The 14171-nt window shown below is 66.8% G+C and carries 7 protein-coding genes; 3 read left to right on the forward strand and 4 right to left on the reverse strand.

Annotated features, from left to right (window positions below):
- Positions 1-329: 329 nt before the first annotated feature.
- Entirely contained in the window at positions 330-698 is a 369-nt protein-coding gene (locus ACIBAF_RS30040; RefSeq protein WP_399467220.1) for a helix-turn-helix domain-containing protein, read from the forward strand.
- Positions 699-1376: 678 nt separating this feature from the next.
- The gene (locus ACIBAF_RS30045) at positions 1377-2267 is read left to right on the forward strand and encodes a DUF5655 domain-containing protein (RefSeq protein WP_399467208.1); all 891 of its coding nucleotides are present in this window, start codon (positions 1377-1379) and stop codon (positions 2265-2267) included.
- A gap of 392 nt (positions 2268-2659) precedes the next feature.
- Here ACIBAF_RS30045 and ACIBAF_RS30050 read toward each other — a convergent pair whose 3' ends face one another.
- Genes ACIBAF_RS30050 through ACIBAF_RS30060 form a run of 3 tightly spaced genes read right to left on the reverse strand, consistent with a single transcriptional unit; the run spans position 2660 to position 9986 of the window.
- On the reverse strand, positions 2660-5425 hold the full coding sequence (locus ACIBAF_RS30050) for an RNaseH domain-containing protein (RefSeq protein ID WP_399467209.1): 2766 nt from the start codon (positions 5423-5425) through the stop codon (positions 2660-2662).
- Between the two features lie 5 nt (positions 5426-5430).
- Positions 5431-8793: a hypothetical protein gene (locus tag ACIBAF_RS30055; protein WP_399467210.1), complete on the reverse strand. Its 3363-nt coding sequence runs from the start codon at positions 8791-8793 to the stop codon at positions 5431-5433.
- Positions 8790-9986: a hypothetical protein gene (locus ACIBAF_RS30060; RefSeq protein ID WP_399467211.1), complete on the reverse strand. Its 1197-nt coding sequence runs from the start codon at positions 9984-9986 to the stop codon at positions 8790-8792. The genes ACIBAF_RS30055 and ACIBAF_RS30060 overlap by 4 nt, the downstream gene beginning before the upstream one ends.
- 906 nt (positions 9987-10892) lie before the next feature.
- Here ACIBAF_RS30060 and ACIBAF_RS30065 point away from each other — a divergent pair.
- Positions 10893-12686, forward strand: a complete 1794-nt coding sequence (locus tag ACIBAF_RS30065; RefSeq protein WP_399467212.1) for a hypothetical protein — start codon at positions 10893-10895, stop codon at positions 12684-12686.
- A 34-nt stretch (positions 12687-12720) separates the two neighbouring features.
- On the opposite strand, the gene ACIBAF_RS30070 is transcribed toward ACIBAF_RS30065, so the two are convergent.
- The gene (locus tag ACIBAF_RS30070) at positions 12721-13959 is read right to left on the reverse strand and encodes a hypothetical protein (RefSeq protein ID WP_399467213.1); all 1239 of its coding nucleotides are present in this window, start codon (positions 13957-13959) and stop codon (positions 12721-12723) included.
- Positions 13960-14171 lie beyond the last annotated feature (212 nt).

Here is a 14171-nt window from a genome sequence, read left to right on the forward strand (position 1 = left end):
AGCTCCCATCCCGTCCGCCGTCGACCCACACGCCGTGGAGCGGGCGTGGTCCATGACGTCCAAGTGGAGCGCGCCACTGTACGAACGACCTGGACGCCATGGGCCGCGCCTGCTCGGCTCTGCCTGGGTCGGCGCGGCGGAGCGGAGCGCAGCCGGGGCTTGAACCAGTAGAGAAAGTTTGAATCATGATGTGCGGCTCTTGATCTGTCCGGTCCCGGGAGATGCTTGACACTTCGGTCCCAGCTGATGGTTGACAGTGGCCGTGATCGGCTTTTCTGTGCACGTCGTGGTGGCGTGTGGCGTGTGGCAGGAGGCCGGGATTGGCGCTGGTGGAGTTGTCGGTTGTCGAGCAGAGATACCGGGCTGTGCTTGCGGTGCTGGCTGGTGCGACGGTGACTGAGGTCGCTGCCCAGCTGGGCCGTTCCAGGCAGGCCGTGACCGCGCATGTCTCGGACTCGGCGATCACCGTCGAGCTGGACGGCCAGGTCCGGGTCATCCGGCGCACGACCGACGCCCCCGTCCGTAATGTGAAAGCCAACGGACCCAACGGGAAGAGCCTGACTGCGAAGACCTCGGACATGCGCCTCTTCCGGGGGGAGGCGGACGGCGTTCTGGCGGGCTTCGTGATCCGCCGGGCCTGGTGGAGGCGTCCGCAAGGCGGTGCTGCCTGCTCGCGTCTTCGAGTCGCCCAGGGGTGAGAGTGTGTACGACAACCGGCACACGTGCCTGACGGAGCCCTGTGACGAAGTGGCTCAACGACGGGATACCGCCCGCCCAGGTGGCGACCGGGCTGGCAAAGGGCGTCCCCCCGTGCTGCTGGCCACCTACGCCCGATGTGTCGAGGGCGGCTTCCTGATCTCAAGAGGCGGCTCGAAGCTGCGAGCGATCTCCCGAGCTGCGGGACGCCGGCTGGCTGTTCCGGCCAAAAACTTCGACACGCATTCGACAGGGCGGCCCGCGAGACCCCGGTGACAGCCGGACAACCCCGGACCCTCCCCGTGATCATCGGGGGAGGGGGTCAGGGCGTCGTCGTGGCGAGTGAAACGCGCTCTGAACAGCAAAAATGCCCTCCCAAAGGGAGGGCGGAGACTTGCGCCCCCGGCAGGACTCGAACCTGCGGCCAAGCGCTTAGAAGGCGCCTGGCGCATCTCGTCGGCAGGTGCTTTGACCTGCCACTTTCTTCCTCACTGACACGCTGTCAGGGGTTTTGTGGGACGTATGTGGGACGAGGGCACCTCTGGGACGGATGGGATGCAGGGGTTCCCGACTGTGCCAGGTGGTCACCGTCTCACATCTCCTCACCTGTTCGGTGCGCCCGCGCGGAAATAGATCTACCCCTCTCCTGCGTTCTCGATCTTCGAGCCGAGGAGGGGAAGGTGTCGGGCCTGAAGCTGTTCCACACGACGAACGGCGGCGTTACGGAGGTCGCGCCGCGTCTTGCCGAGGTCGAGGCGGATGTGCAGGGCCTCGTCGAGGCGCACATGGAGACGATGCTGGGGGTGCGGTTCCTGGCGAGCGAGTACGTCATCGACTGTGCTGACGGCGGCCGGATCGATTCGCTGGGGCTCGATGAGAACGGGGCGCCGGTGGTCGTGGAGTTCAAGCGCGGCACCGCGGCCGGCGTGATCAATCAGGGCCTGTATTACATGGCGTGGCTGATGGCGCACAAGGACGCCTTCCGGAACCTGGTCCGCGACCGGCTCGGGGTCTCGGCCGCGTCCCAGGTGCTGTGGAGCGCACCTCGGCTGATCTGTGTCGCCGGCGATTTCACTCGCTACGACGGGCACGCCGTACGCGAGCACAGGCGCAGCATCGACCTGGTCCGCTACCGGTTCTTCGGCAAGGACCTGATTGGACTTGAGACCGTGGCTTCCGTCACCGGGCGGACGCCGGCCGCGCGGCGGGTTCGCCGGAGCGCGGCCGGGCTGCCGCCCGCGCGAGAGCAGGGCGGGGCGCTGGCGGAGCTGGCGGAGGCGGTTGATGAGGTGCTGCTTGGCCTCGGGGACGGCGTCAACCGCGTCGAGCGCAAGCAGTACCGGGCGTATCAGCGTCTGCGGAACTTCGCATGCGTCTGTCCGCCTCAGAGGAGCAAGCTGCTGGTCTACCTGAAGGTCGACCCGAAGCACGTCGACCTCGTTCCCGGCTACACCCGGGACGTGTCCGGGCTCGGCCACCACGGGACGGGTGATCTGGAGGTGCAGCTCCGTACGCCGAGGGACGTGGAGCGTGCGCAGGATCTGTTCCGGGCGAGCTACGCGGCGGCGTGATCGCTTGACGGCACCGTGGCCATGAGCGTGTCGCGCTTGGTCGTCGGGTGGCGCCTTTCGACGTAGGGGCAGGTGGTGGCGGTGGACTAGCAATGATGCGCGGGACCGCCGGTTTGGCTAACCGGCGATCATCCGCTATGTTGCCGCTTCCCTCGGAGGCGCGCAGGTGTAATCCCCGGCCCCTACACCAGGGTTCCGTGACTGGGCAGCTGGTCACCAGCACGTAGTCGCTGTTGCGCGCCGGTGCCCCTTCGTGGCGCGCAGTGCTTTGGCGCGCGTGGGCAGGTGCGCCGGGGACCCGCCGCCATACTCACCGCTGCTGAATGGATCTCCGGGCCTGGGCCCGCGTGCCAGTCCGTACTTAGGGGCTTCGGGTGTGCGTTCTTCTGGCTTCAGTTGATGTACTCCTCCATGAGCTTGGCGAGGTGCAGGAGCAGGGGCATGCGCGTCGCGGTTTCCGTGTGGAGGTGGCACCTGCGCAGGTTGTTTACGTACGCGGCCAGGTCGGAGGCGTGGTCGCGGGGTTGCTTGAAGGAGACATGGATCTCGAGGGACGTGGGGTTGGCTCCGTGGCGGGTGGCGTTCTGCTCGTCTGCCGCATATTTGGAGACGGTCTTGGGCAGCTGATGCGTATCCGGCCTTGGGTTGATCGCCAGGAAGACGTGGTCGTTCCACGGGACGACGCCGGAGTACCTGCCCCACTCCTCGTATGGCAGCTCGGTTGCACCGGATGCCGGCTCTGCGTGCGCTTCTTCGTCGCTGGTCTCGTCGGGTGAGCCGTCGGTGGCGGGGGCATCGGTCTCGTCGTTGAGGTTGGCGCCGAATGCCAGCGGGATCTCGTAGGACTCCTCGTTGACGCGAACGATGCGCAGGCCGGGCAGGTCCTCCGGGCGCCGGCCTTCGGCGCGGTTGGGGTGGGCGCAGTCTTCGCCAGGGAGCCGGAGCGAGTCCGGCGTGATGTGGGGATTCTGCAGCCAGGACCACACATCCTTGTTGCGCAGGGTCTGCGCTCGGGCGAGGAAGAGTCGCTCTGTGCGGGAGTCGATTGCGAGTGCCTGGGTGATGAAGTCGTTCAGCTGCGCCCTGTCACGCCGCCGCATTCGCCCTCGTCCGGAGGTTAGAGCTCGGGGCAGGTGTTCGATGGGAATGGGCGCTTCGTGCGGATGGCCAGGACTCGCCACGAGTTGGGCTGTGGTGTTGCCGTCGGTATCCATGCGCAGGACGAATGGGACGATCCATGAGCCGGCCTGAGCGACGTGCAGGGTGGCCAGTTCGAAGCGGCCCTTGACGCTGCGGGGTGCCGGCAGGCGGGGCAGATGGCCGAGCGAGCGCAGGAGGTCCTTCACCGAGGAAGCGGCACGCTGCACGTCCTCGCAGCGGATGTCGCTGTCCTCGAAGGGCTTCAGCCCCGCCTTCTTGGCGTCGGGCTTGGGAGCCGCTGTGACCGGGTGCAGGCATTGCACGTGCCGGTTCAGCTCCGGCAGGGTGTCCTTCAGGAACCGCTTGGGGTCGTCCTCTCCGGCCATGGCGAAGTTGACTGGTTTGTCGATCTCCACGAGGCAGCCGATCATGTGGTCGGCTTCGGGGAATTCCTTGCGCAGTGCTTCAGCTCGCTGCTCCCGCTCCTGCTTTCGGTGAGCCTTGCGGGATTCTGGGTCCGCGTGTGGCGGTGGCTTGGGCAGGCCGGAAACGAGGGTCCCGGGATTGCGTAGGACCAGTGTGATCTTGGTGGGCCCGGCATAGTCGTGAACGCCAGGTTCTGTGCTGCGTTCACCGAGGTGTTGGTAGTTAAGCAGCTTGGTGAGGGCCAGATGGACTGCTTGATAGGTCCTCGGTGCGCAGTGCCAGAGTTCGAAGTGGTAGTGGGCGTCCTCGCGTGCAGGGGCGAGCCGAGGGGCTCGGCGTTGGGGTGTCCTGTCCAAGGCGGGGAGCGGGTCGAAGTTGAGCTTTGCGAGCGGTTCCTTCAGGTGCTCGAAGAGGGTGAGGTGGTCGATGGGCTGCAGGCCGCTTTCCGCAGGGTGGCCGTGGGTGCTGAATTCCGGTTGGACGTCAGCGAGATCGGTCCGAGTGAGGTAGGTGTAGCCGGTGGCGTGCAGCAGCAGCGCGGTGGGTTCCTTGTCCTCTTCGGCGCTGCGGTTGACGCCGGCGGCGCGGCGGGGGTCGGTTCGGACGTCCTCGGGGTTGGGGTAGCGGTTGCTGGCTGGGAGGGAGGGCAGGATGCGCGCGATGCCAGGCTGCCACTGCCACCGCATGTCCTCCTTCTTGCCGCTGACTGTGACCGGTGCGCGGAGGAGCATGGGGCGCTCGACGTCACGCAGTGCGCCCTTGGCCAGGTAGAGCAGGATGGTGGCCGTGGCTGGGGTGTCGCCGCGGCGTGGGATGTACGCAGGCTGCGTACCGCCGAAGCGGGCGATGTGGGGAACGGCTCGGAGGATGAGTCGACCGTCGTGGGGCATGGAGACCACACGCAGTGCTGTCCGGTGGGTCCAGAGGCCGTAGGCCCCGTCATCGTCAAGTTCTCGGGGTGGCCAGCTGTAGATGCTGCGCTCACCGCGGTCGGTCAGTTGACCAAGAACCGAGAAGCCTTTCGCGGTGTGCCCTGGCAGGGATAGCTTTTCGTCCACCCAGCATCCGGCAATGTAGGTGGCAAGCAGGGAGAAGGTGCTGCTGTGCGGGCTTGCTGTTCCGTTTGCGGCGTTGCCGTGGGCCAGAAGGTCGACCTCTGCCTGCGCCCATTCCAGTGGCAGGGCGCGTTTCACCATGGTGGGCCAGTCGACGTCGTTCTGATGGGGCGCGACGTGTGTAGTGATCCAGAATTCGAGAGCTAGTTGCAGCGGAAGCTCGTTATGGGGCATTCGCATGGCGTGGAGCCAAGGACCGTCTCCCAGCCGGCCTTCGACCGCGAGGACGGCGGGTTCCACCTGCTCGATCAGCTCGCGCAAGGCGTAGGTCGGCAGGTACGGGGAGCGCGCTTTCGGGTTGCTGTTCCAGGCGCGTTCAAGCCGTGCCAGGAGCGACGGTGGGAATTTCGCCGTGTGTACGGTGATGGGCAGTGTGGCTCCGCGGCGTGCCACGAAGCCGGGCGTGATGATGTGGTCGTAGCGCGGCGGCGGCTTCTTCGTGCCGGAATCCGTTGCCGTGCTGTCGGCTTCGGTCATGTCTGTTATCCCCAGTCGATGGTGTCGAGGAGGTGTCCCAGCAGACCCCACGTGGCGGTGTAGATCTGATGGTTGAGGCGCACGTGGGAGTCGGCTGTCGGCCCTGGATCGGTGAGCATTCGGCGTGTGAGTTCTCGGCAGGCGATGAGCACGCTGGTTCGCTCGGTGTCCGGGGCGGTGTCGCGAGGGTCTGCCGCGCGCGGGGCGAATGCCGCGTCGAGGAGGTAGACCTGGACGGGCACATTGCCGCGCAGCCCCCTACCGGTTGTCTGGTAGAGGGAAGCTGACTGGTCTGCAATGAAGGCGTGGCGTAGGTAGTCGTCCTTCATCGCCCGGAAGTTGAGGGGGCGGCCCATCATCGTGCCCCAGGTGGCACGGGCGCCGTATGCCAGCTTCCTCATCTCGTCCGCCGCGTCGGTGCCGGGGGTGTCGCACAGAACTGGCTTCAGAAGGCGCTGTATGGCCTGGGCGTTGAGAATTGCGAGAGGAAAGGAGAGGTCGGTGGGCGGGGGGTGGAGGCGTGCCAGATAGAAGATGGCCTGGATGGCGGCGACCCCGCTGTCGTTGAGCATGTTGTGGCCGCGGCCGGCAGAGCCTTCGGCAGCCGCCATGACCTGGGCATCGGTCCTGGGGAAGGCAGAGATGCGGCGATGGTTGAGACCGTAGAGCCCGGGAGCCCGGCGGTCGGGTACGACGTGCACGGCACGCACGGCTGTCCGGGTGTTCATGTAATGGGCGCTGGTGGCTGCGTCCTCGGTGCTGAGTACCACGAACAGAGCCCTTCGGCGCTCAGGATCGCATCCTTGGAGTACCTGTTCCAGGAGAGACAGGGCCGCTCCGGGGTCGGGGGTGCAGACGGCGTCCGTCATCGCCCGCACGGCGGCTTGGCGGGCGCCGCGGCCTCCGGCTCCTGACACGTAGATGCCGCGTTCGTGCCCTGGGCGCCGCCGTGGGCGGGTGTAGAACCTGCTTTCCCGGATGGCAGCGGCACAGTCGGGAGGCTCGTGCAGGATCAGTGTGGGGAGCACGTCGATGTGGTAGCGGGCGGAGAGCGGGTTGTAGCTGGTCGCCGAGGACAGCAGCACGTGCGGGCCCTCGACCCCCTCACAGGCAAGCAGGTCGTGCAGGTGATAGAGCAGCCACCGTCCGACCCCGCGAAGCCACAGCAAGTCCAGTGACCCTCTGCCCTCCTTTGGGCTGGGGGTCCACTGGAGGGCCATCATGTTGCCCATGGGCTGTTCGGGCACAACCGCGAGCAGTTCTGGCCTTGGCTGGTGAGCGAGCAGGTTGTTCGTGTCCTCCACTGCCATAAGCGCGCGGAGCGATTCCTGCATGTGGGAAAGCTCGAACACGGTGGTCGTGACGCGGGCACTCCAGCAGCCCGCGACGAGGACTCGCGCGAGCTCGGCCAAGCGATCGCCGGGGTCGGGCATGTCCTCTGGGATGTGGTGCGTGAGCCAGTCCTGGGCTACTTCCTCGGCGCTCATCTCGGTGTCGTAGCCAGAGGTCATCGTGTCGAGCAGCGGCTTCAGGCCGGCGGGAGGGGAACCGAATGGGTCTTCGACAAGCCGGGCGAAGTGAGTGTGGAAATACTCCTCGGCTCGCTCCCACAGGTGCGACTGCTGCTGCTCTTCGACGCGGCTGGTGATGCCGTGCAAGGCCCGTGCCAGCTGCATGAGCAGGGTGTGCCCGCTGAATGGCCCGTCAGCCGTCACCTCTTCCAAGAGCTCACTGCCCGAGCCCCTGGCCTCCTCCTGCCCCTCGGCCGACGGCCTCATGAGCAGCGGCAGCAACCCGGCCAGAGCTTCCGCGTGATATGTCGCGTACTGCTGGTAACGCCGTCCCTGCCGGTCCGCCATCGGCCGGTACCACGTGCGCGCCAACCCCTCATGCCAGGCCAGCGCAATGCGGCTGCTCCAGCCGTCAGGACTTGTCAGCGGTTCGTGGTGCATAAACGCCTTGTCGAACTGCGTCATCACCTGGTCGGCCTCGTCGGCCACGAGGAGGTCGAGTTCGTGCTGGGCAGGAATCACCCACTGCGTCTTGTACGAGGCGGGCTCCGCCCTGCTGGCGAGGAGAGCGGCCGGCGTCGCCACCCAGACCTGTGCCGTCGGGATTCGGCGTACAGCTGCCTGTGCCGGGCACACCGCGAGAAGCGGACAGTCGACAATCGGTGCTCGCTTGCCCGAGGTGTCGACGCGGAGCTTGTCCCGGCAGGGGCGCTCATCCATCGAGAGCGGCGCGGCAACGGGACCGGAAGGTTCCAGGAGACTGTCCAGCAGGCAGATGTCGGTAGCGAAGGCAGCTACCTCGTCGTTGCCGTCCGGGAGCGGCGGTGCTTGACCGTTGTCCGGTACGTAGAGAAGGTCGTCCCAGTAACGTGCCACGTGCGCGGGACGGTTCCTGTGGCCGATCAACGGAACTGCGTCGATGCCCAGACTCCGGAAGAACCGGACCTTCTCCAGTGCGTTCCCGACGGAGGAGACCAGGTACCCGACCCTGAGCCCGCGGTCGGTACAGATCTTGACCAGAACGTCGTTGAAGGTCGTCTTCCCCGAGTTCATCAGGCCCACGACCTGAGCCAGTCCGTCGATCGTGAAGATACCGAGGCCGTTTGTCAGGCATCCGGCTTCGCTGTCCGTGCGAGAAAAGACCATCCTCTCTACACGGCCGGTGAAGTTCTCCGTACGATATCGCTCGCTTGTACGGAGACGCTGATCCATCTCCTTGGCCGCCTGGTGGAAGTCGTCCTCCGTAAGCTGCGGGAAGGGACGCCTGATTCTGTGCGTCTTCGGTTCCAGGCGACGCTCGGGTGCGGCCTCCTCCAGCCAGTCAGGAATCCGGAACCGGACGATGCTGCCGTCCGCTCGCTTGAGCCGCACCCGCATCCCCGGCGACGCGGGATCATGACCCGCTTCCACCTTGTAGGCCACGGGCACCGACATCGCGTCCCGGTATACCTGCTCCCGCTCCGGCAGCGTGGAACTTCCGCGGCGACGAAGAACGCTGCCGTGAACCACGCGCGTCCCGGCACCCTCGTCAAGTTCAAACAAGCGCAGGTGAGTAGGCACTTTGCAGTAGTCGTTGAGACGCAGCCTCCACTGTCCGCCCCGCGCCGTAGGCCCCATGCGGCGACGCACGTTTCGCACGACGGTCTCAGTGCCGGCACCCGGCAGGGCGTACCCGTCAAGCAACTTACGCATCAGGGTGGCGGGCTGGCCGGGCGCGTACTCGGACAGGAAGAACAGCCCGAGCTCGACCCGGAAGAACTCGCGGGCCGACAAGAAGGGCTTGATGGCCTCGGCCACGCCTGACGACGCCGCCTTGCTTTCCAGCGCTTCGAACCAGCCTTCAATATCCCGGCTCATCGCCGCCGCCCGTCATGCGCCAGTGCGGCTGCGACGAACGCATTCTCACTCATGATCTCGATGCCCTGTACGCGCCCTTGCAGCGAAGTGGTGAGGTCATCCACGTAATCGGGCTGTTCAAAGCGGTGCTGCGCGATGACGAGGATCCGCCGCTGCGACGCAGCACGTGGGTTCCAACGAAACGAGCGCCCGAGAAGTGTGGCGCTGGCGTGATCTTTCACATCGGCGGCCCACCACTCACCGACTCCCATCTTCCCGGTGCCTTCGAAGTCGATGGCCACGTCCACCGCGTCCATGCCCCACCAAGGACGCAGGCGCTGTCCAAATTCCGGCTCCAGGGCGGCAAACATCCGCTGCTCTGCCAGCCCGGGATCGTGAAAGAAGCGCCGAACAGCCCTGTTCTGCACAAAGTATTCGGACATGATGTCCACAGTTCGGGTAACCGGACCGCCCGTGCAGCCCGGCGTGCCACAGCCACGCTGACCGGAGACCGGGTTCTCGCAGCCGTCGCAGAAGCTGAGTACGACGGCGCCGCTGGCCGGCTGAGCCCGGTAGCACTGACTGAACCAGTGCTTCACCCACGGCTGCCCGTTGGCGTCCTTGGCGGGGAAGGCCCGTAGCAGACCGAGAAGGTCGATGTCGGAAGCGACCGCGTGCTTCGTCAGAAAGCCCCGGAGCTGAACGTAGTTGTTCTGGACCTCCTGTTCGGTTTCCCCGTTCCGGTCGGCCACGGCGATCATCAGCTCGTAGCACCGATTCTCGACCAGTTCCGCTTCGGGATCCTTGGACAGCAGGAGCCGCGCGGCTTGTTCGGCAAAGGCCGACGGCCGACCGTTCTCAATCAGAAGGAGCTCAAAATCGCTCTGAGCGACACACAGAGCCAAGGGCCATTGCCCGAGAGGAACGCGACACCAGCGGAAAACATCCGCATGTGAAGTCACCTCGCGGCAGCCGTCCTCCAACGCCCTCCAGAGCAGGCGGGTTACACCGGCCTTCCATGCCGGGGGAAAGCCTGTGGGGTCGACAGAAGGCTGAGCGGAACTCCACAGCGCCTTCTGCTGGTTGGCCTGGATCCCCGCCAGACCCGCTGCCAGCAGTTCGAGCGTCATGTAGTCGTCAGCCAGGTCAGGAGACACTTGCTTCAGATGGGACAGCCGTGCCGGATCTCCCGGCAATGTTGCGTGGGCGGCCAACAGAACCTCTCAGTGATCACCAAATGCCACTGAAACTTAGCAGAGAGTAGTCAGTGGTTGATGCCGAGGACGCCTGCACGACGCGGGGCTCGGGGCGCTTGCGGCATGGCGAGCTAGCCTGGCGGGCCCGTTGGACGCCGCAAACGGGCCCTGCGACATGCCAGAGAGCGGCCCGCGCCGGTGGCGGGTGACCGCAGGTCCGCGCGCAGTCGGTCAGACAGCTGCGGCCGGGGAGTCGTGCGTGAATCTGCACATGGCTGGTTGGTTCGAATGCCTGCGGACGCGCACGTGTGATCCCTACGGTGAAGTGACCACAGTTCCAGTTCGTTCGTGGGGAGTGCAGTGGACCCGGAGATCGTCGCTCTCGGGAGCATCGTGATCAGCAGCCTGGTGGGCAACGCCGTGCAGGACGCCTGGACCTGGGGTAAGGGCCGATTGGTGGCGCTGTTCGTCCGTGACGGAGCCGAGGAGGCGGCGGTTGGAGACGAACTGGAGCAAGCTCGTCGCCAGGCGTTGGAAGCAGGGGAGGCCGGCGACGAGGACACGGTGACCGAGATCACGGACGAGTGGTCGAGTCGTGTACTGGAACTGTTCGCTGAACGTCCCGACGCCGTGCGGGAGGTGCGCGAGCTCGTCGGAGAGGCTCTGACGAGGGCGACGCCCGCCGAGGCGTCCTTGGCTCTTCTCCACTACGTCAACCACACAGCTCTGTTCCGGGAGATGGACGGTCACTGGCGCGCGTGCCGGGCGGCCGGGACCTTGACGTCCGTGTTCCTCAGCGGTGTACGAGGAGTGGGGAAGCGAAGCACGGCGCAACAGTGGATCCACTCGCACCGGGACGTCCTCTTCGGGGTGTTCCTCCAGGCCGACCTTGGGATGCAGGGTGGGAGGATGGTGGACCCAGCGGTGGTGCTGGAGCGCTGGCTGGAAGAGCTCGACGTGCCGAGGGACGAGCGTCCGGGTGACGTCCCGGCCAAGGCGCGGCGGGTGCGTCACGAACTGCGTGACCGTTCGGTGGTCTTCCTGCTGGAGAATGTCACGACGACCCGTCAGGTGCGTGACCTGCTGACCGACCAGCCGTACGGCGTCGTCCTCATGACGGGGCAGGAGGCACCGCACGACCTGACGACCTTCCTGGAGTTCCTTCCGCTTCCGGTTCCGGCGCTGCGGGACGAGCACGCTCTGGAACTGCTGGTCAAGGTGAGCCGTACTACCGAGGATCCGGCCAAGCTTGAACCGATTGTCCGGCACCTGGGCGGCCTGCCGCTGGCTCTGCGGCTGATCGCCGGACATCTGAAGGCGCCCGTCCCCGGCGTTATAGAGGACGTCGGTGCCCGGCTCGCCGACCGCGCCGCACGACAGGAGCTGCTCGACGTGGACGATCCGAATCCCCTGCCGGAAGCCCTCGAACTGGCCTATGGGCGCATGGCCGTGCGGACGGCGCAGCTCTATCGCCGCCTGGGCTTGCTGATGTGTGAAGATTTCCAGCTGGACACCGTGTTCGCGCTCGTATCGGACTGGGAGCCGTCGGAGGCGCGCACCGCGCTGAGCGCCTTGATTTCGGGCGGTCTGGTCGAGCGCCGGGGTCTCGACACGTACCGGATGCACATCCTCGTCCACGATCACGCGTCGATCGTCGCGGAGCGCGACGAGACGGAAAGTGAACGCGAGGCGGTGCGGCGGCGGATCGTCCATCACTTCCTGCGGATCACCGAGCGGGGTGAGCAGACGCTGTCGACGCGCTGGCTCTACAGCCCGATGAACGCCTTCCCGGCGGACACGGCAGCCGACGAGCGCCGACAGACCGAGGCTCTGCGTGAGCTGGCTCGACGCGAGGCGGGCATCTTCGCCGCGGTGCGTTTGGCCGCCGAGGCGGGGCTTCATCTGGAGGCGTGGCGGCTGAGTCAGGCCATCCGGACTTTCTGCCTCCGTACCGGGCGCGACACCCAGTGGATCGAGGCGGCCGAGATCGGTCTCGCCTCGGCGCTGGAGACCGGTGACACGATGGCGGTGGCCCGTGCGTCCTACGAGGTGGGCTTCGCGCATCTTGAGCGCTGGAACGTGGAGGAGGGCGATTCGCGGCTGGCCCGGGAGCACTTCGAACAGGCGCTGAGCCTGGTGAACCCCGGTGTACCCGGACGGAGCGAGGGTGAACGTCGCACGGAGTCCAGCGTCCTGGAAGGGCTGGGACTGCTCGAACGCAAGCTCAAGCGCCCCGGGCACGCGATCGATCTGTTCAGCCGTGCCCAAGCGGCACTGGAGGGGATCGACCATCCCCGTGGCGAGGCCCTCCTCGCTCTGCACCTGGGCAGTACGTACACGGCGCTCGAGCGCCACGACGCCGCGGAAGGTGAACTTCTCCGGGCGGTCGAGGAGTTCGAGGGTCTTCCGGACGGACCGGACCGTTTCAACATGGCCAAGGCCCGGCTGCGTCTCGCGGAGAACCGCCGCGCTTGTGGACGACTGCGCGAAGCCGTCGAGGCGCTGGACCTGGCGGTGGACGGCATGACCGGCGTGGGCTCGGCCTACTACGCCGCGCAGGCCCTCCTGCTGCGCGGAGATGTCCGCGTGCAGTTGGGGGAGCGGGAGGCCGCCGTCGAGGACTGGACGTCCGCCCGCGCGCTCTTCGCGGAAGAAGGCAGCATTCACGAGGGTGAGGCACAGCACCGCCTGGAGCGGGAGGGCGGAGAGGAGGAGTAGGAGCCAGCATGCACAGGCCGCCGCCGAGGTGGGCTCAGGCGTAGGCCAGGTCGAGCAGTCCCGCGTCGGGCAGGTCGCCGGCGCGCACGGCGATCTGCTCCGACCGTGTCGGGCGGGCACGGGCCGTCCCCGCAGCGCGCTCTCGCACCGTCCAGGCGTAGACCGCCGACGCCGCCACGGGGAAGGCCGCCCAGGCGGGACGCTCCAGCCAGCTCACCTGCACACGACCGCCATCCGGGAGCAGCGCCAGACACCCGTCCTCCTCCGTTTCCGCAGCGAGCAGCCCGCAGCCGGAGGATTCCGCGGCATAGGCGCACCACGGGTCGTCCTCCGGATGGCCCGCCGTGCGCCCGCGCGGCACCAGCAGCACGTCGGCCGTACGCGGCCATCGGCGGTCCGGGTCGTCACGGTCGGCGGTCAGATGAGACGAGGCGATGTGCGGGCCATGGCCGTGCTGCTGCGCCGCGGGGTAGCGACGGACGATCACTTCACCGTCGACTGCCACAGTGCCGTCGTCCGTCACGGAGACGGTGACGAACATGGGCGCCTCATGAGGAACGCGGCGGGTGCCCGGGCTGGAGGGCTGCAACGGTATGGGTATCGCGGGCACGGACGCGGGATGGGCGGGTTCGTCCAGCCGCAGCCAGGTGTAGAACAGTCGGCGCAGCAACTCGGCACTGCGGCCCGGTTCCGACGTGACAGTCTCTCCGACCGCCTGGAGCTCCGGATCGTCCCGCTGCCCGTGCAGGGCGGCAAGCTGGCGCAGCACTGGCCGATCGGCGGACAGTCGAGGCAGTATCCGGCCGAGCCTGGACATGGGGGATCCGGGTGCCACCTTCGATTCATCGAAGGCGCCGAGAATGCAGGGAATTCCCAATGCAATTCCATACATGGTCAAGGAGCCGTGGTCTCCCAGAAGAAAATCAGCCGAACAGAGGGCCGCCTTCCATGTGTCGCTTTCCGGAACCGGCAGGAGAAGCCCGGAACCTAGAAACGGAGCCAACCAGCTGTGCAGCTGCCACGAGCCATGACCATGCCAGGAATTCGGATGGATAACCGCGAGTACGCGGAATTCTTCAACGGAAAGCTCGGCCAACACTCGACGGAGAACGTCGGCGCGCGGTGAGCCGAGCACCGAACCGCTTCCCCAGGTCGAGGACACGACCACGAGCCGCTGACCCGGCAAGAGCCCGAACGCCTGCCGGTAGCTCTCCCGGAAGGGGAGGCTGGCACGCAGTTGGTCGATACACGGGTCGCCGGCCACAACAGCCATGGGCAACGCCTGCGGACAGCCGACCGCAAGCCGATCGAGCTGCTCCTTGTGGGACAGGATGATCGCTGACGGGACAACGTCCCCATCGTGCAGGAGCCACTCTTCCGTGAGCCCGAAGGCTCCCGGCTCCCGGCTCCCGGCTCCCGGCTCCCGGCTCCCGGCTCCCGGCTCCCGGCTCCCGGCTCCCGGCTCCCGGCTCCCGGCTCCCGGCT

It is taken from the genome of Streptomyces sp. NPDC051677, assembly GCF_044453465.1.
GTDB lineage: Bacteria > Actinomycetota > Actinomycetes > Streptomycetales > Streptomycetaceae > Streptomyces.

What these genes read in the sequence shown, in the direction of transcription:
- ACIBAF_RS30055 (WP_399467210.1), bottom strand. Translation starts at nt 8,793, where the DNA reads ATGAGCCGGGATATTGAAGGCTGGTTCGAAGCGCTGGAAAGCAAGGCG.
- ACIBAF_RS30070 (WP_399467213.1), bottom strand. Translation starts at nt 13,959, where the DNA reads ATGGCTGTTGTGGCCGGCGACCCGTGTATCGACCAACTGCGTGCCAGC.
- ACIBAF_RS30050 (WP_399467209.1), bottom strand. Translation starts at nt 5,425, where the DNA reads ATGACCGAAGCCGACAGCACGGCAACGGATTCCGGCACGAAGAAGCCG.